Source organism: Streptomyces sp. NPDC001270, from assembly GCF_042896695.1.
Taxonomy (GTDB): Bacteria; Actinomycetota; Actinomycetes; order Streptomycetales; family Streptomycetaceae; genus Streptomyces.
Window position 1 is genome coordinate 74420 of record NZ_JBIAXM010000015.1, and the last position, 19101, is coordinate 93520.

At 72.7% G+C, this 19101-nt stretch carries 15 protein-coding genes, 1 other RNA gene and 2 pseudogenes; 10 read left to right on the forward strand and 8 right to left on the reverse strand.

The features are described from left to right. Positions 1-250: 250 nt before the first annotated feature. Positions 251-3904 (reverse strand): FtsK/SpoIIIE domain-containing protein, encoded by a 3654-nt coding sequence (locus ACFY2B_RS24910; protein WP_390765425.1) that lies wholly within the window; start codon positions 3902-3904, stop codon positions 251-253. Between the two features lie 350 nt (positions 3905-4254). Between ACFY2B_RS24910 and ACFY2B_RS24915 the strand changes: the two genes are divergently transcribed. From ACFY2B_RS24915 to ACFY2B_RS24930, 4 genes are all read left to right on the forward strand, one after another. Further along, positions 4255-5913, forward strand: coding sequence for a protein kinase (locus ACFY2B_RS24915; protein ID WP_390765298.1), 1659 nt, complete (start codon positions 4255-4257; stop codon positions 5911-5913). Positions 5914-6138: 225 nt separating this feature from the next. Then, positions 6139-7371, forward strand: coding sequence for a serine/threonine-protein kinase (locus ACFY2B_RS24920; RefSeq protein ID WP_390765299.1), 1233 nt, complete (start codon positions 6139-6141; stop codon positions 7369-7371). 101 nt (positions 7372-7472) lie between these two features. Further along, a complete protein-coding gene (prfB, locus tag ACFY2B_RS24925; protein WP_390765300.1) occupies positions 7473-8579 on the forward strand; it encodes a peptide chain release factor 2 in 1107 nt (368 codons plus the stop codon). Positions 8580-8907: 328 nt separating this feature from the next. Continuing rightward, a complete protein-coding gene (locus tag ACFY2B_RS24930; protein WP_390765301.1) occupies positions 8908-9777 on the forward strand; it encodes a hypothetical protein in 870 nt (289 codons plus the stop codon). Positions 9778-9889: 112 nt separating this feature from the next. Here the strand turns inward: ACFY2B_RS24930 and ACFY2B_RS24935 are convergent, their stop codons facing one another. Continuing rightward, positions 9890-10096 carry a hypothetical protein gene (locus ACFY2B_RS24935; RefSeq protein WP_376523764.1) on the reverse strand — a complete coding sequence of 69 codons (207 nt, stop codon included), beginning with the start codon at positions 10094-10096 and terminating at the stop codon, positions 9890-9892. Positions 10097-10344: 248 nt separating this feature from the next. Between ACFY2B_RS24935 and ftsE the strand changes: the two genes are divergently transcribed. From ftsE to ssrA, 5 genes are all read left to right on the forward strand, one after another. Next, complete coding sequence (gene ftsE / locus ACFY2B_RS24940) at positions 10345-11034, forward strand: cell division ATP-binding protein FtsE (protein WP_030167209.1); 690 nt, start codon at positions 10345-10347, stop codon at positions 11032-11034. A 38-nt stretch (positions 11035-11072) separates the two neighbouring features. After that, positions 11073-11990 carry a permease-like cell division protein FtsX gene (ftsX, locus tag ACFY2B_RS24945; RefSeq protein WP_390765302.1) on the forward strand — a complete coding sequence of 306 codons (918 nt, stop codon included), beginning with the start codon at positions 11073-11075 and terminating at the stop codon, positions 11988-11990. Positions 11991-12057: 67 nt separating this feature from the next. Further along, positions 12058-13227 (forward strand): S41 family peptidase, encoded by a 1170-nt coding sequence (locus tag ACFY2B_RS24950; protein ID WP_390765303.1) that lies wholly within the window; start codon positions 12058-12060, stop codon positions 13225-13227. A gap of 60 nt (positions 13228-13287) precedes the next feature. Then, positions 13288-13767: an SsrA-binding protein SmpB gene (gene smpB / locus ACFY2B_RS24955; protein ID WP_390765304.1), complete on the forward strand. Its 480-nt coding sequence runs from the start codon at positions 13288-13290 to the stop codon at positions 13765-13767. 148 nt (positions 13768-13915) lie between these two features. Then, positions 13916-14313: a transfer-messenger RNA gene (ssrA, locus tag ACFY2B_RS24960) on the forward strand. Between the two features lie 103 nt (positions 14314-14416). On the opposite strand, the gene ACFY2B_RS24965 is transcribed toward ssrA, so the two are convergent. Together ACFY2B_RS24965 and ACFY2B_RS24970 are read right to left on the reverse strand one after the other, a co-directional pair. Then, complete coding sequence (locus tag ACFY2B_RS24965; protein ID WP_390765305.1) at positions 14417-14851, reverse strand: nuclear transport factor 2 family protein; 435 nt, start codon at positions 14849-14851, stop codon at positions 14417-14419. Between the two features lie 100 nt (positions 14852-14951). Beyond that, complete coding sequence (locus ACFY2B_RS24970; protein ID WP_390765426.1) at positions 14952-16316, reverse strand: MFS transporter; 1365 nt, start codon at positions 16314-16316, stop codon at positions 14952-14954. On the opposite strand from ACFY2B_RS24970, the pseudogene ACFY2B_RS24975 reads away from it, so the two are divergent. Beyond that, positions 16270-16717: pseudogene (locus tag ACFY2B_RS24975) on the forward strand (glycosyltransferase family 2 protein); the annotation flags it as partial. The gene ACFY2B_RS24970 and the pseudogene ACFY2B_RS24975 sit on opposite strands and share 47 nt — an antisense overlap. On the opposite strand, the pseudogene ACFY2B_RS24980 reads toward ACFY2B_RS24975, so the two are convergent. The 4 genes and pseudogenes from ACFY2B_RS24980 to ACFY2B_RS24995 form a co-directional block, all read right to left on the reverse strand. After that, positions 16718-16867, reverse strand: a pseudogene (locus tag ACFY2B_RS24980) (acyltransferase); the annotation flags it as partial. 259 nt (positions 16868-17126) lie between these two features. Further along, a complete protein-coding gene (locus tag ACFY2B_RS24985) occupies positions 17127-17651 on the reverse strand; it encodes a hypothetical protein (RefSeq protein ID WP_376523771.1) in 525 nt (174 codons plus the stop codon). A 136-nt stretch (positions 17652-17787) separates the two neighbouring features. After that, complete coding sequence (locus tag ACFY2B_RS24990; RefSeq protein WP_390765306.1) at positions 17788-18717, reverse strand: MauE/DoxX family redox-associated membrane protein; 930 nt, start codon at positions 18715-18717, stop codon at positions 17788-17790. An 11-nt stretch (positions 18718-18728) separates the two neighbouring features. After that, positions 18729-19013, reverse strand: coding sequence for a hypothetical protein (locus tag ACFY2B_RS24995; RefSeq protein WP_390765307.1), 285 nt, complete (start codon positions 19011-19013; stop codon positions 18729-18731). Positions 19014-19101 lie beyond the last annotated feature (88 nt).

A 19101-nucleotide genomic window follows, 5' to 3' on the forward strand; every position in this document is an offset into this window, starting at 1 on the left:
CCGTTGAACGTCCGAGCGCTGTCCCGTGCCGTACGGTCTACGCCCGGCCGCTCACAGGCGGCAAGAGCGCCTGCGGCGTGGGCGGGCTGATCGTGACCGGCTCGTGATCGGGCACCTACACACAGTTCGCGGTGTCATGCGTCGAAGGGACGGCACCGGGGATCGGCCACGGGGCCTGTCCCTCGGGGCGACGGCGCCTGGGGCAGCGGGGGTTGAGGGCGGTGGTGGCGACGGGCGGTGGCGCTCGGGGTCACAGCAGTGACGGGACCTCCGCGGCCGACACCTCCCGGGCCGCCCGCTCCACCGCACTCGCCAGCAACGCCAAGTCCGTGGGTCCGTTGCCCAGTTCACGCACCGGCCGACGGGCCGGCGGGTCGCCCATGCGGTGCCACTCCAGCGGGACGACCGTGGGCCGCTGGGTCGCCGTCCGCGGGATGCGCCCCGTCACCCGGCCCGCCTGGAACGCGGTGACGCGGCCGTCCGCCGTGGCCAACCGCCCGCGCCCCGGCGCCGGTTCGTCCGGCCCCGCGGACGGGGCGTCCAGGGTGACCCGGAGGGCCGCCCGCCGCGCCGGCTCCGTCTCCGCCGTACGACCGCCGGGGGCCGCCGCCGCCACCAGATGGACGCCGAGCCGGTCGCCCTCCCGCGCCACCGCCTCCAGCGCCCGCAGCACCGAGCCCGCGGCGGGGCGGCCCGGCGCACCGAGCGCCGGGGAGACCAGCGCGTCCAGGTCGTCCACGACCACCACAAGACGGGGCAGCGGCGGCGCCTGCGGTGTCCGCTTCTGCCGGGCCCCGGCGGGGCGCAGCCGCAGCGTCGTACTGGGCGGGGATTCGAGGTCACCGCCGTCGGGCGCGGCGGGCCGCCCGGGCGGTGTGCGCTGGGCGACGATCCGGCCCGCCGCCCCGCCGTGGGCGTGCCACTCGGCGAAACCGGTCCGCCCCAGCAACTCGGCCCGCCGCTTCAGCTCGGCGCTCAGCGACTGCGCGAACTCCCGCATGCGCACCGGGTCGTTGGTGGTCAGGTGGGTGGTGACGTGGGGTATGTCGGTGCACACGCGCAGCCCTTCGCCGCCCGCTCCCGCGCCGTCCCGCCCGTCTATCAGGACGACGCCCAGCCGGTCCGGGCGTTCGGCGGCGGCCAGCGAGGCGACGAGGGCGCGCAGCAACTCCGTACGGCCGCTGCCGGGCGGGCCCTCGACCAGCAGGTGCGGGCCCTCGGCGACCAGGTCCGTACCGAGCGGACCGTGCGGACCGGCGCCGAGCACCGCCCAGGCCCGGCCGCCCCGCGACTCCGTGTCGTCCGCCGCATCCGCCCAGCGCGCCATCAGCGACGCCGGGGTGGCCCGGGCGAGCCCCAACTCGTCCAGCAGCCGCGCCGACTGGGGCAGCGGTGCCGCGACGCGGGCGCGGTGCGCGTCGACGGCGCCGTCCGTCCGCAGCGGCGCCAGCGCCCGCGCGAACCGCTCCGCCCAGGCGGGCGAGACGGCGTCGACCGCGGCGAACGCGCCCGGACCGACCGGGACGGGTGAGTCGTGGCGGCGCGGGCCGGCCGGGGTGGGGGCGGCAGGGTTCAGGGGGCCGGCCGCGGCAGCGGGAGAGGTGGGGGTGTTCGGCTGGGCGACCCGCATCAGGTGCAGCGCCGTCGCGACGTCACCGCCGAGCAGCGCTATGGCCCCGCACGCGCGGAACGCCGGCGCCACCTCGCACGCCGCCTCGTAGGCGGCCCGGTACGCCGCCTCGTACGCCCCGACCGCCTGCCCGGCGGCGTGCGCCGGGGCGGGCGGTGTCTCGGCCAGGCACACCACGTGCACCCCGGCCCGCGGCCCCGCCAGCGCCAGCCGCGTCACCGCCTCGCGCAGGCCCGTACCGCCCGGATCGCCGTCCACGACGACGACCGTGTACGGACCCGGGAAGCCACCCGCCGCCTCCCCGCCGTGCACGGCGGGGGAGGAAGGGTGGGACGCCCCGGCGGGGTGGTGCGCCGCCCGCCCCGCCGGGGCGTCCCCCGCACGGCTCTCCAGGCGGCGCAGCAGCTCCTCCGTGCGGGCCGCGGCCTGCTCGCGGTCGTAGGCCAGCAGCAGGCGGCAGTCCTGGCCGTGGCCGGGGCGTACGTGCGGGAGCCAGCCGAGCCAGGACCATTCGGCGGTGCGCTCCTCCAGCGGGCGCGAGTGGTCCGCGCTGATCAGGACGATTTCCAGGCCGTCGGGGGAGTGCAGCGCGGCGAGCTGGGCCAGCACCGCGCGGGCCAGCCCGGACAGCCGCGGGCGCGGTCCGGCCAGGCCCAGCGCCCCGGCCTCGCGCAGGTCGGCGGTGACCGGGACGGCGGGCAGCGGCCCCGAGCCGTCCGGTGCCGTCCGGTCGGCCGTGCCCAGCCGGACCGTGAGTGTCTGCGGATGGCCCGGCCCGCGTTCCCACAGCCGCGGGCCCGGTCCGAGCGCGGTCAGCAGCAGCGCCGCCGGGTCCGGCCAGGTCTCCGGCCGCTGCGGGCCGCCGGGCGGGGGACCGCCGGCGGGGCCGGGGTCCTGAGTGTCGTACGGCCCCGGGCCGCCGTCCGCCGGATCGGGGCGCCCCCCGGCCAGCCGCCGCGCCCAGGCGCCGAGACCGCCGCGTCTGCGCACGCCCTGCGGCAGGTCGGTGCCGCGCACGGGGGTGCCCCTGCGGCCGTCGGCCTGCGGGGCGCCGGCGCCCGGACCACCGGGTCCGTACGCCCCCTCCGGGCCGGTCGCGGGGTGGCCCGCGGGCGGGCGCCTGCCCGGCACGCCCTCGGTGTGCCCGCCGCGCGTCGGGTCCGGGGCGAGGCCGTCGGGACCGGTGCCGTGAGCCGCCGCGTGCGGGTCCGCCGGCGGGCCGGACCCCGGGCCGCCGAAGGCCGCGCCGGGGCCGCCGATCCCGAAGCGGCCGGCGTGGGTGTCCATGCCGGTCGCCGTGCGCGGCCCGCCCCGGTTCTCGATCCGCGGCGCGCCGGCCTGCCCGGGTACGACCGGCCCTTCCACCGGGTGGTGCTCCTGGGCCCGGGGAGCCGTGTCCGAGGCACCCCAGCCGGCCGTGGCGTAGGCGTGCCGGGTGGCCCCGGAGGGCGCGCCCGCCCCGCCGTACGCCGCACCGGCCCCGTGTCCCCCGCTCGGGCCGTCCGCGCCGCCCCCGTAGGCCGCCCCGCTTCCCGGGAGCCGGGTACGCTCACCGCCCCCCGCGTCCTCGCCACCCCCGCCGCCCGCGGTGCTTCCCGGCCGCGGGGTCAGCCGCACGCAGCCCTCGCCGTCGGGTGCCGTCCCGATCCGGGCGCCCGGCCCCCCGGACGGTGTAAGCCGCAGGGCGGATTCGCCGATCCGCAGCAGCGCGCCCGGCGCGAAGCCGACCGGGCGGTCGTCCACGCGCGTGCCGTCCAGCACCGTGCCGTTCGTGGAGCCGAGGTCGGCGACGGAGACCTGGCCGTCCGCGGCGACCGTGACGGCGCAGTGCAGGCGGGAGACGTCGGGGTCGTCGAGCGGGACGTCGGCGTCGGCGGAGCGGCCCACGGTGACCCGGCCGCCGTGCAGCAGATGGACCCCGCCCGCGTCCGGCCCCGCGACCACGTGCAACTGCGTCGGGGCGTCGTCCAGCTCCGGATGGGGCTCCGGCTCGGCAGGACCGCCCAGGGCCAGCACGGCGCCGTCGACCAGCGGCGGCTCGCCGAGGGTGCTGCGCCGGGCGTCCAGCCGCTCGGCGCCGGCGTACAGCACGACCGGGGCGTTCGCCGGGTCCCGGCCCGTGCCCCCGTCGCCCGCGACCGTCGAGGCCAGCGCCGAGGCCACCGCCGCGAGGGCGGTGCCCGCGGGCGCCGTGACCAGCACGTCGCGGCTCGCGGCGGGTCCCCTGCGCGGAGACGGGCCGGGCGGCTCTACGACGGTCAGCCGGATCTGCATCGCCGTCAGCGGTCCCTTCTGCGCGGGCGCGGACTTCCCCCCACCCCACACGAGCACATCGGCCAGTACTGCAGGCATCCTCGCACCTGCCACCGACACCTCGCCCGCGGTCCGGTGCCAAGTGATCTTGATTGGTCGGCTCTGCCCCTAAAAGTGCCTGACCACTCCTGCGCTGATGATCACTTGGGACCGGGTGAGATAGGCCATGCCGTGCTTCGGCGACCTTTCGGCAACCTGGAGAGCAAGGGGAGCGTCTTTCCTTCGAACACGGACGAGAACGCTTATGTGGCGCCTCGGTGGGCGGCACTACAGTGGACCGGAACACCCGCAAGCAACAGGGAGCGCATGACGTGCGGCCGGTAGGCAGCAAGTACTTGCTCGAGGAGCCGCTCGGACGCGGTGCCACGGGCACCGTCTGGCGAGCCCGCCAGAGGGAGACGGCGGGCGCCGAGGCGGCCGTGCCCGGCCAGCCCGGCGAGACGGTCGCGATCAAGGTCCTCAAGGAGGAGCTGGCGAGCGACGCCGACGTCGTCATGCGGTTCCTGCGGGAGCGCTCCGTCCTGCTCCGGCTCACCCACCCGAACATCGTCCGGGTCCGCGACCTCGTCGTCGAGGGTGATCTGCTCGCCCTGGTCATGGACCTCGTCGAGGGCCCCGACCTGCACCGCTACCTGCGCGAGAACGGCCCGTTCACGCCGGTCGCCGCCGCGCTGCTGACCGCCCAGATCGCCGACGCGCTCGCGGCCAGCCACGCCGACGGGGTCGTCCACCGCGACCTGAAGCCCGCCAACGTCCTGCTCGAGCAGTCCGACGGCCGGATGCACCCGCTGCTGACCGACTTCGGCATCGCGCGCCTCGCCGACTCCCCGGGCCTCACCCGTACGCAGGAGTTCGTCGGCACGCCCGCGTATGTCGCGCCGGAGTCCGCCGAGGGCCGCCCGCAGACCTCCGCCGTCGACATCTACGGCGCCGGCATCCTGCTGTACGAGCTGGTCACCGGCCACCCGCCGTTCGCCGGCAGCTCCGCCCTCGAAGTCCTGCACCAGCACCTCAGCGCCGAGCCGCGCCGCCCGTCCACCGTGCCCGACCCGCTGTGGACCGTGATCGAGCGCTGCCTGCGCAAGAACCCCGACGAACGCCCCAGCGCCGAAAACCTCGCGCGCGGCCTGCGGGTCGTCGCCGACGGCGTCGGCGTGCACGCGGGCTCCGCCCAGATCGCCGCCGCCGAGGGCGTCGGCGCGCTGCTGGCCCCCGACCCGGCGCCCACCTCCGTACTGGGCGCGCCCGGGGCGGCCGACCCGACCCAGGTGCTGCCGACGGGCTCGTCCCCCGGCGGGTTCGACCCGAACGGCGCGACCAGCGTCCTGCCGCACTCCGGCGGCCCGGCCGGGGCAGCCGACCCCACCGCGGTCCTGCCGAGCACCGGCGCGGCCGACCCGACCGCCGTCATGCCGCCGATGCCCCCGGGACAACCCGGCCAGCCCGGCCAGCCCGACCAGCCGCACCCCTGGCAGAACCAGCTGCGCGCGGCCCGCGACCGCAACGAGCAGACGCAGGTCCAGTACCTCGACCCGGACCAGGACCCGCTGCGCCGCCGCCCGCAGCGGCAGGTGTCCCACCCGCAGCAGCAACAGCGCCCGCCCGGCGGCTACCAGCAGCAGCCGTACCAGCAGCCGCAGCAGTACCAGCCGCAGCCGTACGCCGCACCCCGCCCCCAGCAGCGGTACGCACCGCCCGCCCCGGCCGAGCCGCAGCGCCCGGCGCCGGAGCCCCGGCAGCCGCGCCAGCGCAGCGCCAACCCGATGCGGATCCCCGGGCTCGGCTGTCTGAAGGGCTGCCTGTTCACGATCGTCATCCTGTTCGTGGCGGGCTGGCTGGTGTGGGAGCTGAGCCCCTTGCAGGACTGGATCGGGACCGGCAAGAGCTACTGGGGACAGCTCAGCGACTGGTTCAGCACCGTCACCGGATGGTTCAAGGACCTGGGCGGCAGCAGCTCCAGCGGCAACTGACCGGACCGGGCGGGGCCGCCGCGCCCCACGGGGCGCGGGGAAACCGCCCGGCCGTCCACGGCGCTGCCGCGGACGAACGACGGCACGGCTCGACCCGGTCGGCGGAGCGCTCGGCTCCCGGTCTGGGGATTTGTCGACACCTCGCGGGTGATTTGGGTCTCCGCGGTGAACGTGGGCTCCTCGGACGCGTAGTTTTGTCGGCAACACGCGTCTGTAGGAGCAGTCTTGACACGGAAGATCGGCAGCCGGTACACCGCGAACCAGATCCTGGGACGGGGCAGCGCCGGCACGGTGTGGCTGGGCGAGGGACCGGACGGACCCGTCGCCGTCAAGCTGCTGCGCGAGGATCTCGCCTCCGACCAGGAACTCGTCGGACGCTTCGTGCAGGAGCGCACGGCGCTGCTCGGCCTGGACCACCCGAACGTGGTGTCGGTGCGCGACCTCGTCGTCGACGGCACCGACCTGGCCCTCGTCATGGACCTGGTCCGCGGCACCGACCTGCGCACCCGCCTGGAGCGGGAGCGGCGGCTCGCCCCCGAGGCGGCGGTGGCCATCGTCGCGGACGTCGCGGAGGGGCTGGCCGCGGCACACGCGGCCGGAGTCGTGCACCGCGACGTCAAACCGGAGAACGTGCTGCTGGACATGCAGGGGCCGCTCGGCCCCGGCGGCTCGCACCGCGCGCTGCTCACCGACTTCGGGGTCGCGAAGCTGATCGACTCCCCGAAGCGGACCCGCGCCACGAAGATCATCGGGACCCCGGACTATCTGGCGCCGGAGATCGTGGAAGGGCTGCCGCCGCGCGCGGCCGTCGACATCTACGCCCTCGCGACGGTGCTGTACGAGCTGCTGGCCGGGTTCACGCCGTTCGGCGGCGGCCACCCGGGGGCGGTGCTGCGCCGGCACGTGACCGAGACGGTCGCGCCGCTGCCGGGGATCCCGGACGAACTGTGGCAGCTGCTCGTGCAGTGCCTGGCAAAGGCGCCCGCCTCGCGGCTGCGCGCGTCCGAGCTGGCGGCACGGCTGCGGGAGCAGCTGCCGCTGCTGGCGGGGATGCCGCCGCTGGAGGTGGACGAGCCGGACGCGGTGGCGCCGCCCGAGGCCGCGGAGCCCGCGCAGGAACGCCCGGCGGCCGGCGAGCGGACCCGGCGGCGCGGCTCGGTGTCGCTCGTCCCCGGTGCCCAGCCGGACTCCAACCGGGACACCCACACCTCGATGCGGGTGCCGGGGCCCGACGAGCTGGCGGGCGGCGCCCGGGGCACCGCGCGGGTGCCCCGGGCCGCGGGTGCCGCGCGCCCCGGCTCGGCCCGGCACCGGGCGGCGGCCCGGCGCAGACGGGTGACGCTGGGGGTGGCGGGCGTGGTGCTCGCGGCGGCCGTCGGCGTCGGCGCCTGGCTCGCGACCTCGGGCGACGGCACGGACGCGACCCCCGGGAGCACTCAGACGTCCACGGCACCGTGACATTCCCCATCCCGCGGCGTCCGCCCGGCCCGCCGTCCGCCGACCGGGCGGCCGGCGGACGCGCGGCCGAGGTCGGTTGCCACAGCGGTTAGGCTGGGGGCGTGGCAGTCGTCGATGTATCCGAAGAGCTGAAGTCCCTCTCCTCGACCATGGAGTCGATCGAGGCCGTACTGGACCTCGACCGGATGAGGGCAGACATCGCCGCGCTCGAAGAGCAGGCGGCTGCGCCGTCCCTGTGGGACAACCCGGACGAGGCGCAGAAGATCACCAGCAAGCTCTCCCACCTCCAGGCCGAGGTCAGGAAGGCGGAGGGGCTGCGCGGCCGGATCGACGACCTCGGTGTGCTCTTCGAGCTGGCCGAGGCCGAGGACGACCCCGACACCCGGGCCGAGGCCGAGACCGAGCTGGCCGACGTCCGCAAGGCGCTGGACGAGATGGAGGTCCGCACGCTGCTCAGCGGGGAGTACGACGCGCGTGAGGCGCTCGTCAACATCCGCGCCGAGGCCGGCGGCGTCGACGCCGCCGACTTCGCCGAGAGGCTCCAGCGCATGTATCTGCGCTGGGCCGAGCAGCGCGGTTACAAGACCGAGGTCTACGAGACGTCGTACGCCGAAGAGGCCGGCATCAAGTCGACCACCTTCGCCGTGCAGGTGCCGTACGCCTACGGCACCCTCTCCGTGGAGCAGGGCACGCACCGGCTGGTGCGCATCTCGCCCTTCGACAACCAGGGGCGCCGCCAGACCTCCTTCGCCGGCGTCGAGGTGCTGCCCGTCGTCGAGCAGTCCGACCACGTCGAGATCGACGAGTCCGAGCTGCGCATCGACGTCTACCGGTCCTCCGGCCCGGGCGGCCAGGGCGTCAACACCACCGACTCCGCGGTCCGCATCACCCACCTGCCGACCGGCATCGTCGTCTCCTGTCAGAACGAGCGGTCGCAGATCCAGAACAAGGCCACCGCCATGAACGTCCTCCAGGCCAAGCTGCTGGAGCGGCGCCGCCAGGAGGAACAGGCCAGGATGGACGCTCTCAAGGGCGACGGCGGCAACTCCTGGGGCAACCAGATGCGTTCGTACGTGCTGCACCCCTACCAGATGGTCAAGGACCTGCGCACCGACTTCGAGGTCGGCAACCCGGAGGCCGTGTTCAACGGCGAGATCGACGGCTTCCTGGAGGCCGGGATCCGCTGGCGCAAGCAGCAGGAGAAGTAGCAGCAGCAGAGACGTCGGTCTCGGTCCGCCAACTGCCGCCCATGAGGCGGCAGTTGTCTTTTGGCTGGATTTTCGATAACGATCGCGGGCTGCAACTCCCCGTAAATGCCGTGCGGGCGGACATTGTCCACGCAGTGGCCTTGACGGTTCCTTGGAAAATAGGAAGGGTGAAGCGTACTCATGCGTATCTCTGGGGCGCATGTGAACCGGGGGGCGTGCAGGACTCGAAGGACAGTTGAAGGACGCTGACTTCACCGGCTACCTCCGTCGATCACGGCTGGCCCCATGCGCCGCACACTGACGATCAGCTACTGGGGGTAGCAACTACATGACCAAGAAGACGCGGGTCCGGGTCGCACGGGTCGCCGCCGGTGCGGTGATCGCGGCCGGCGCCTCGCTGACCGCCGCGGGCGCGGCCTCGGCCCTGGACATCGGTATCCAGGCCGGTCCGATCAAGGCCAAGGTGAGCACCGGCGATGGACTCATCGGCGGTTCCAGCTCCGGTGCGTCCGAGGGGACGAGCATCGGTGCGTCCGAGGGGACGAGCACGGGTGCCTCTGAGGGGACGAGCACGGGTGCGTCCGAGGGGACGAGCACGGGTGCGTCCGAGGGGACGAGCACGGGTGCCTCTGAGGGGACGAGCACGGGTGCGTCCGAGGGGACGAGCACGGGTGCCTCTGAGGGGACCAGCACCGGCGCGTCCGAAGGAACCAGCACCGGCGCCTCCGACGGTGGCACCGGCAACAACGGTGGCAACGGCAACGGCGGTAACAGCGGCGGTAACGGGAACAACGGCGGCAACGGTAACGGCGGCAACAGCGGCGGTAACGGGAACAGCGGCGGCAACGGTAACGGCGGCGGCAACACCGGCGGTAACGGTAACGGCGGCAACAGCGGCGGTAACGGGAACAGCGGCGGCAACGGGAACGGCGGCGGCAACGGCGGCGGCTCCAGCACCACCGGCGGAACCACCCCCGACGGCGGCGGCAACGACAACGTGCCCCAGGACGAGGGCTCCTCGGCCCTCACCGACACGGGCCCGGACACCACGGCCCAGGGCGGCGGCGACCAGCTGGCCGAGACCGGTGCCGGGCAGACCGCGTTCCTGCTCGTGGGCGCCGCGACGATGATCGCCGGCGGCATCGCTTTCCGTGTCCTGCCGCGACTGGCGGGCGGCCGGGGCGGCACCGCCGCCTGACGGTGACGGAACGTAGTCGCCGACGTACGATTCGTACGTACAGGGCATGACGAAGGGCCCGGAGCCTGGCGCTCCGGGCCCTTCGGCCGTCCTCAGCCGCGCTACGGCCCGCTCATGCGGTCTGGTGCGCCACCAGCGCCACCGCGGCGATCAGCACCACCAGGAGCGCGATCAGCGCCATCGGGTTCAGCCCCGCGAAGAAGCCGTCCTGGAAGAAGCCCTGCTGCTGCAGCCGCTCGCGATTGGCCCGGCACACCGGGCACCGGCCCTCGCTCACAGGCGCAGCGCAGTTCGCGCACACCAACCGGTCGTACGTCATGCGCTCGCCCTCCTTGCACCGGCCGTCATAGGGACAACGCCCACGGGAACGGGAACGTTCCCCCACCACTGTGCCAGGTTCCCGCGGAGCCTGCGCGGGCCACCGCCGTGGCCCGGTCCACACGGCGCCCCCCCAAATCCGGGCACAAAAATGTACAAGCTCCGCACAACCTCGACCGGCGACTGCGCTCGCCCTCCGGGTTCGCGTATGGTCACGCACATCTACCCCCGGCTACCCGTGGTGCATCCGTGATCCGATTCGACAATGTCTCCAAGGTCTACCCCAAGCAGACCCGCCCCGCGCTCAGGGATGTCTCCCTGGAAGTGGAGAAGGGCGAGTTCGTGTTCCTCGTGGGGTCCTCCGGCTCCGGAAAGTCCACCTTCCTGCGGCTGATCCTCCGCGAGGAGCGGTGCAGCCACGGTCAGGTGCACGTCCTGGGCAAGGACCTCGCGCGCGTCTCCAACTGGAAGGTGCCGCAGATCCGGCGCCAGCTCGGCACGGTCTTCCAGGACTTCCGGCTCCTGCCGAACAAGACCGTCGCGGAGAACGTGGCTTTCGCGCAGGAGGTCATCGGCAAGTCGCGCGGCGAGATCCGCAAGTCCGTGCCGCAGGTGCTCGACCTCGTCGGGCTCGGCGGCAAGGAGGACCGGATGCCCGGCGAGCTGTCCGGCGGTGAGCAGCAGCGCGTGGCCATCGCGCGGGCCTTCGTCAACCGGCCCAAGCTGCTCATCTGCGACGAGCCCACCGGCAACCTCGACCCGCAGACCTCCGTCGGCATCATGAAACTGCTCGACCGGATCAACAGGACCGGCACGACCGTGGTGATGGCGACGCACGACCAGAACATCGTCGACCAGATGCGCAAGCGCGTCATCGAGTTGGAGAAGGGGCGTCTCGTCCGCGACCAGGCCCGCGGCGTCTACGGCTACCAGCACTGACACCGCACGAGATCCACGGAAAGGCTTGATCCGACGCCATGCGCGCCCAGTTCGTCCTGTCGGAGATCAGTGTCGGTCTCCGCCGCAATCTGACGATGACCTTCGCCGTCATCGTCTCCGTCGCCCTCTCCCTGGCCCTCTTCGGCGGTTCGCTGCTGATGAGCGACCAGGTGACCACCATGAAGGGCTTCTGGTACGACAAGATCAACGTCTCGATCTTCCTCTGCAACAAGAGCGAGGCCGAGACGGACCCCACCTGCGCCAAGGGCGCGGTGACCGACGACCAGAAGAAGCAGATCCTCGCCGACCTGAAGAAGATGTCGGTCGTCGAGACGGTCAACTACGAGTCGCAGGACGCGGCGTACAAGCACTACAAGCAGCAGTTCGGCGACTCCCCGCTGGCCAGTTCGCTCACGCCGGACCAGATGCAGGAGTCGTACCGGATCAAACTGAAGGACCCGGAGAAGTACCAGGTCATCGACTCCGCCTTCTCCGGACGGGACGGTGTGCAGTCGGTCCAGGACCAGAAGGGCATCCTGGACAACCTCTTCGGGCTGCTCAACCTGCTGAACCGGGCGGCGCTCGGTGTCATGGCGCTGATGCTGATCATCGCGCTGATGCTGATCGTCAACACTGTGCGGGTGTCCGCGTTCAGCCGGCGGCGCGAGACCGGGATCATGCGGCTGGTCGGCGCGTCCGGTTTCTACATCCAGGCGCCGTTCATCATGGAGGCCGCGGTCGCCGGACTCATCGGCGGTGGCCTCGCCTGCGTCTTCCTGGTCGTCGGGCGCTACTTCACCGTCGACCACGGCATGGACCTGTCCGCGAAGCTGAGCCTGATCAACTTCGTCGGCTGGGACGCCGTGCTGACCAAGCTCCCGCTGATCCTCGCCGCGAGCATTCTGATGCCCGCGCTGGCAGCGTTCTTCGCGTTGCGCAAGTACCTGAAGGTGTGACGCACGCCAAGAGGGCCGTACGGTCAACCGGCCGTACGGCCCTTCGCGTTGTCCTAGACTCACCGGCATGTCAGGCCGTGACCCGTTCTGTCAGCCCCGCCGCTTCCGCCGCGGGGCGGCCCTGACATTGGTCTTCGCCGGCGTGCTCGTCACCGGCGCCGCGACCGGATCCTTCCCCGACCCGGACCACTCCGGCCGCAGGACCCTCCGCGACGCGGCCCGCACGGCCACCCGGTACGACGATGTCCAGGAGGCCGCCGCCGCGGCCATGGCCGACGGCAAGTCCCCCATGGAGGCCGCCGAACGAGCCGTGAGCCGCAGCGGGAACCGCTGGGACGCCGTCTACTCCGAGGGCGAGTACCAGGAGTTCGAGGAGGCCCTCGACGGCGAGTACACCGGCGTCGGCCTGTGGGCGCGGCGCGCGAGCGACGGCCGTATCGAGGTGACCAAGGTGCGGGCCGGATCGCCCGCGGCCGCCGCCGGGATCCGCAAGGGCGATCTGCTGCGCAGCGTCGACGGCACCGCGGTCGACGGGCGCCCGGTCACCGAGGTGGTCGCCCTGCTGCGTGGCGACGCCCAGGACGCCGCCGCCGGCACCACCGTCCGGCTCGGCCTGGAGCGCGGCACGCGCGCGTGGAGCGAGACGCTGCGCCGGGCCCGGCTGTCCACCGACTCCGTGACCGTCCGCAGGCTCACCCGGGGCGTCACCGTGATCAAGGTCGACGCCTTCACCAAGGGAGTCGGCGACACCGTCCGCACCGCCGTACGGCAGGCCCCGGCCGGCGCCGGGATCATCCTCGACCTGCGCGGCAACTCCGGCGGCCTGGTCACCGAGGCCGTCACCGCCGCCTCCGCCTTCCTGGACGGCGGCCTGGTGGCCACCTACGACGTCGACGGCGAGCAGCGCGCCCTGCACGCCGCGTCCGGCGGCGACACCACCAGGCCCCTGGTCGCGCTCGTCGACGGCGGGACGATGAGCGCGGCCGAAATGCTCACCGGTGCCCTCCAGGACCGGGGCCGCGCGGTCGTCGTCGGCTCCCGCACCTTCGGTAAGGGCTCGATCCAGATGCCGACCGAGCTGCCCGACGGCTCCGTCGCGGAACTGACCGTCGGCCACTACCGCACCCCCTCGGGGCACACCGTCGACGGCCGCGGCATCACCCCCGACCTACAGGCCGGCCAGCAGGCGCTGGAGCGGGCGGAGACCGTCCTGAGCGGACTGGGCGACCCGCCGTAGGGACCCCCGTTTTATCGGCTTCCGCCAGACCCCCTCCCTAGTGCGAAAATGGTCGGCACTATGGCTAAGGAAAAAGGGCGCAAGCTGATTGCGCAGAACAAGAAGGCGCGGCACGACTACCAGATCCTGGACACCTACGAGGCCGGCCTGGTCCTCACCGGTACCGAGGTGAAGTCGCTGCGCCAGGGACGGGCCTCATTGGTCGACGGCTTCGTGCAACTCGACGCGCACGAGGCGTGGCTGTACAACGTGCACGTGCCCGAGTACAGCCAGGGCACCTGGACCAACCACACCGCCCGGCGCAAGCGGAAGCTGCTGCTGCACCGCGTGGAGATCGAGAAGCTGGAGTCCAAGGTCCAGGAGACGGGTCACACGATCGTGCCGCTCGCGCTGTACTTCAAGGACGGCCGGGCCAAGATCGAGATCGCGCTGGCGCGGGGCAAGAAGGAGTACGACAAGCGGCAGACCCTGCGCGAGAAGCAGGACCGCCGCGAGGCGGACCGTGCGATCGCGGCGGTCCGGCGCAAACAGCGCGCCTGACCGGTCCGCGGGCCGTGCTGCGCCGCCCGGACACCTGCCGGAGGCCATGGGCCCCGCCGGCGGCGGGAATGCGCTGGCATGCGGGCGCGTTGGTCACGTAAGATGTCACCGCACCCCGAGGCGGGTGCACGGATTGAAAAATCAACATGGGGATGATCGGTTTCGACAGCGGTTGTCGAAGCAGGGGAAGCGTGTCGAGGAAGCGGCCATGATCTCGTAAACCACAGGCCGAAAAAATAATCGCCAATACCAAGCGCGATTCCTCCCAGCAGGCCTTCGCCCTCGCTGCCTGATCAGGCAGCAAGAGCGAGCCTCCTACTAAGGGAGTGTCAGCCCGGGGCTGTTCCCGACCCGGATCCTGGCATCAGCTAGGGGACTAAACCTTGATCCCGGTCACGGGGTGAAGAGGGAAACCAAACAGTGACTGAGCCCGTCGGAGACTTGTCCGCGTGATCTCCGGGGCTGAGAAAAGCGCAGCGGACTGCACACGGAGAAGCCCTGGTTCCGCACCGTTGGACGCGGGTTCGATTCCCGCCATCTCCACTCGTCCCATACGACCAGGACCCCGTCGCCGCGGCGACGGGGTCTTTGTCATGGGCGGCCGGGCACCGGTCCACCGTCATGGTCGGCCGGGGGACCGGCCCACCGGTCAGCGCAAGTGACGGCTGACGTTCCCGACCATGTGAATGGTGATCCGACGCTGGGCGAACCGCCATGTGCCGTCCCGCCGTGCGAAGTGGTCCCGGTAACGGCCCGCAGCGATCGGCTGGAGCGGCAGTCCGTCCACCGCCTGGAAAATCGTCAGGTAGGACCGGGCGGTCGCCGTGTCGGCCTGCTCGTCGACCTCGATGCGGATATTGGTGGTGACGTGGTGGGTGCGTGGAGTGCCGTCGTCATAGAGGATGACGTGGTCCCGGAGCATGTTCTCGACGGCCGTACTGCCCTCGAACCGGACGCCGTCACTGCCGATGAAAACGCCGTCGGTGAAGAGCCGGCCCACGCCGGCCAGGTCGCCGGTGTCGACCAGTTCTGCGTACTCGGCGATCAGATTCTCGATATCCCGAGCGGCGGCAACTGCTGTCATGGGAAACCCTTTCGTGTTCTTCTCTGCTGCACGCTGGCACACGTCAAGTGACGCACCGGGGTCAGCTCGCCGGAAATCCGGAGGATCCGGCACGCTCGACTCACTTGGTGTGGCGTTCGTCGACGAGGTCCGCGCTGATCTCGTGCGCCGTCTCCTCGGTCCGGCCCGCACCGGGCGGCCCCGCCGGGATGAAGAGGCAGGAGACCAACCCGACCACGGCAGCCCCGGCCAGCAGCAGGAACGCCACCGTATAACCGTTCTCGCTCGGGAACTGCCCGGACGTCGTGCGGGAGGCGAGGACGGCGGCGACGACGGCGGCGCCCACCGCTCCTCCGATGGCGCGGATGTTCGCGTTCATCCCGCTCGCCGCGCCCGTGTGCTCCGCGGGGACGGCGTGCACGATCGCCGCGGACAGCGCGGACAGCGCGGACAGCGCGGACAGCCCGATGCCAAAACCCACGCCGCCGATCGCGGCGGCCAGGGAGATGAGCCAGGCGCTGTCGTGGCGGGCCGCGAGCAGGAGGAAGCAGACGACGATCGGCCCGGTGCCGAGGGCCAGGAGCGTCTTCGTCGGCACCGTCCGCGCCGGCGGGCCCGCGGCGAGGCCGCCGAGGAACTGGGTGACCGAGACGGGAAGGAAGATCAGGCCGGTCATCACGATGGATTCACCGAGGCCGTAGCCGGTACTGGTGGGCGTCTGGAGGAAAGAAGGGATGAACCCGAGGGCGGAGTACAGGGTGACCCCGAAGAGGAACGACGCGAGATTCGCCGTCCACACCGGCCGCAGGCGGAACACCCGCATGTCGATCAGCGGGAACCCGGACCGCGCCTCGACGGTCACCCACAGCACTCCGGCCGTCACCGCGGTGGCGAACAGGCCCAGCGTCCTGCCCGAGCCCCAGCCCCACTCCTGCCCGCGGCTCAGCGGCAGCAGAAGCAGTACCAGGGTCGCCGCGAGCAGGAGGCCCGCGAGCCAGTTCATCCGGCCCGTGGTGGCGGCCCCGGTGTCCGGGACGAGCGCGAGCACGGCGAGCACCATGATCCCGTTGGCCAGGGCGGGCACCCAGAACAGCCACGGCACACCGAGACCGTCGATGATCGGGCCGGCGACGAGCACACCGACCGCACCGCCGACCGCGCTGACGGCGGCGATCGTGCCGATCTTGGCACCGACCCGCTCGCCGGGCAGCAGGTCGCGGACGATGCCGAAGGCCAGCGGCAGGGTGGCGCCTCCCGCGCTTTGCAGCAGGCGTCCCAGTACCAGCACGGGCAGGCTCGTCGCGAGCGCCGCGACCACACTGCCCACGGTCAGCAGCAACAGGACCGTGACGAGGACGCGGCGTTTGCCGACCTGATCGCCGAGCCGGCCGAGCAGGGGCGTCAGCACCGCGCTGGACAGCAGAAACGCCGTGAGGACCCAGCTCGTGGTCGTCGACGACGGTTCGACGGACGGTACGGCCCGGATCGTGGAGCGATGGCCCTGCCGAACGTCCGCGTCGTACGCCGGCTGAACGTGGGCAGGCCGGCCGCGCTCAACCGTGGCCTGGCGAACGCCCGGCACGACCTGATCGTCATGATGGACGGCGACACCGTCTTCGAACCGGCGACGGTCCGCGAACTGGCGCAGCCCTTCGGCGCCCCGCGCGTCGGCGCGGTGGCGGCAACGCCAAGGTCGGCAACCGGGACTCGCTGATCGGCGTCTGGCAGCACATCGAGTACGTGATGGGCTTCAACCTCGACCGTCGCCTGTACGACGTGCTGCGCTGCATGCCGACGATCCCAGGCGCGGTGGGCGCGTTCCGCCGGTCGGCGCTGGAACGCATCGGCGGCATGAGCGACGACACCCTGGCCGAGGACACGGACGTGCCAGGACGGCGAGTACTGCAGCAGAACGACCACGAATCCGAAGGACCATGTGGCCTGCGCCAGCGGAATGTCGTTCAGGTCCCAGCCGTCGGGGCCCAAATGGTCCGAGGCCCACCACAGGCCCAAGGCCATCACCAGTGCATTGCCGGACCGGCTGGCGCGCTGGGACAGGCTGGTGACCCTGTCCAACAACCGTGCGGTGACGATCTACTGGACAGGTACCGGTGTCAACCAAGAACGACGTCTGCCGGACGGCACCTTCGGGGGTACCCAGGACGTAGCCGTCCAGGAGATCCAGGCCGTCAACCGGTAGATCCGAACCACCCCCACCACGCCCCCCAACCACCAAGGACCCGGCCGCCGTTCACGGCCGGGTCCCGGGCGGGGCGGGGCTCCCGGTGGGGCCGGGTCAGCAGCCGCCGCAGTTGTAGTAGAGGACGTCCCAGTGGTTGCCCTCGTCCGCGTAGATGTTGCCGGCGCCGGACTGGTACTGGGGGGCGCCGTCGCCGCGGAGGCCGATGTAGGTGAAGGCGCCCTTGATGTAGTTGGTGACGCAGGTGTTCTTGCCGTAGTCGAGCTTGTAGCCGTTCCAGTGGGAGTACGTGCCGCTGGCGTGGCCGGTCTCGGTGCCGCCCGTGATGTTCAGCGCGCAGCCGGAGGACCGCTTGAGGGTCTGGGCGCCCTGCGCGGTGGCCAGGTTGAGCTGGTCGAAGGACGTGCAGGTGGAGACGTTGCGGTTGGAGCAGTTGCCGGAGGACGACCAGGTGATGCCGACCGAGCTGAACATCGACGTGGCGGTCGCGTGGGAGATCTTGGTGACGGCGACGGTCTGGGCACCGTCCTGGGCGGCGAGGGCGTCCCCGGCGCCGGCGAGGACGGCGAGCCCGGGGGTGAGGGTGAGCGCGAGGGCCGTGAGGGCGGAGCGGATCTTCATGGGGACCTTCCTGCGGTAGGGCCGTTCTTCCTATGGGGCGGCTGTGCAGGTGGTGCACGGAGATGGTGCCCGAGGTCTACGCGTGTCCGCCAGGGGGAGGCGGGCGTCCGATCGCCTTCGCCCGGCCGGCGGACCGTCAGTCGGCCAGCGGCAGCGGGGTCCGGTGGGGCAGGGGGGCCAGGGCCTCGGGCGGGAGGATCTCTTCCGTTTCCTCGTCCACCAGGCAGACGCGGACCGCCGGGTTCGGCGCGGTGACGATGTCCGCCGTGATGTCGAGGGCGAACAGCACGCTCACCGGACGGGACCCGCGGGCGTCCGGGTACGTGCCCGAGTAGCGCAGTACCCGCCAGCCGTCGTCGTCCCAGTGGTCGAGCAGCGCCGAGCGGACCGCGGGACGGGTGGTCTCCCAGGCCAGGGAGCGTTCCAGGAGCTGTACGGTCGCGTCGACCGGGACGCGTTCGCCGGCCGCCGCGGGCAGCGGGTTGCCGAACAGCCGGAGCCCGGCCCGGCGCAGCGGGACCAGCCACAGGTGGTCGACGTCCGAGGAGACGGACAGCAGCAGTGCCGCCGCGGCCAGGAGCAGGACGGCGGACGCGGCGGGGCGGCCGGTGAGCGTCGACCACCAGGCGGTGTCCGCGCCGGCCGCCGCCAGACCGCCGACCACGACGAGCCCGGCCCTGGTGAAGGACCGTACGCCGATCGGGCCCTCCGCGCGGGCGCTGCATCCGCAGGACGACTCGGGGGCGGTGGCCCCGGCGTAGGTCAGGTACGCGGTGAAGCCGAGGCCGAGCGCCGCCGTGGCGAGGCCGGGAAGGGCCGGGGCGGGGCCGGGGGCGGTCGTGGCCGGTACGGTCAGCAGCGCGGCGGCCAGGACGAGTTCGGATCCGCCCACGGTGCGCAGTGCCAGTGTGGCCCGTCGGCCGTCGCCGAGCACCCGTACCAGTACGGTGCCGGCGGCCAGTTGCGCGGTCCGCCGGCCGAGGAGCTTGGCCGCGCCGGTCAGTCCCAGCAGCAGCCCGCAGACCAGCGGCGCCAGGCCGGAGACGAGCGGGAGCGTGGCGATCATGGCGCCGCCCCTCAGTGTCCGAGTGCGACGCGGGCGATGTCGATGTGGTGGTCCGCGGGCCGCCAGGCACCGAGCACCTGCGCGGTCTGCCCGATCCGCATCCGCGACAGGTCGGAGGTCGGCGCGCCGCCCTGGTAGGAGGCGGTCGTGGTCTCGGCCACGACCCTGCCGACCAACTCGTGGTCGTTGTGGGCGAGGTGCAGCCGGTCCTTGGCGATGCCGCGGATCGTGCAGTGGATGTTGACGATGTTGACCCACACCGCGTCCGCCGCGATGGTGCCGTCGGGCATGGTCACCCCGCGGGCGTAGAGCCCGTCGCCCGTCTCGACGGCCTCCGCGGTGGTGGTGCGCAGTGACAGCCATGATGCCGTGCTTCTACGCGCG

Bases quoted from the DNA above. Each gene is read 5' to 3' on its own strand.
- ACFY2B_RS24910 (WP_390765425.1), bottom strand. From the start codon at position 3,904: ATGCAGATCCGGCTGACCGTCGTAGAGCCGCCCGGCCCGTCTCCGCGC.
- ACFY2B_RS24930 (WP_390765301.1), top strand. From the start codon at position 8,908: ATGACCAAGAAGACGCGGGTCCGGGTCGCACGGGTCGCCGCCGGTGCG.
- ACFY2B_RS24935 (WP_376523764.1), bottom strand. From the start codon at position 10,096: ATGACGTACGACCGGTTGGTGTGCGCGAACTGCGCTGCGCCTGTGAGC.
- ftsX (WP_390765302.1), top strand. From the start codon at position 11,073: ATGCGCGCCCAGTTCGTCCTGTCGGAGATCAGTGTCGGTCTCCGCCGC.
- ACFY2B_RS24950 (WP_390765303.1), top strand. From the start codon at position 12,058: ATGTCAGGCCGTGACCCGTTCTGTCAGCCCCGCCGCTTCCGCCGCGGG.
- smpB (WP_390765304.1), top strand. From the start codon at position 13,288: ATGGCTAAGGAAAAAGGGCGCAAGCTGATTGCGCAGAACAAGAAGGCG.
- ACFY2B_RS24965 (WP_390765305.1), bottom strand. From the start codon at position 14,851: ATGACAGCAGTTGCCGCCGCTCGGGATATCGAGAATCTGATCGCCGAG.
- ACFY2B_RS24985 (WP_376523771.1), bottom strand. From the start codon at position 17,651: ATGAAGATCCGCTCCGCCCTCACGGCCCTCGCGCTCACCCTCACCCCC.
- ACFY2B_RS24990 (WP_390765306.1), bottom strand. From the start codon at position 18,717: ATGATCGCCACGCTCCCGCTCGTCTCCGGCCTGGCGCCGCTGGTCTGC.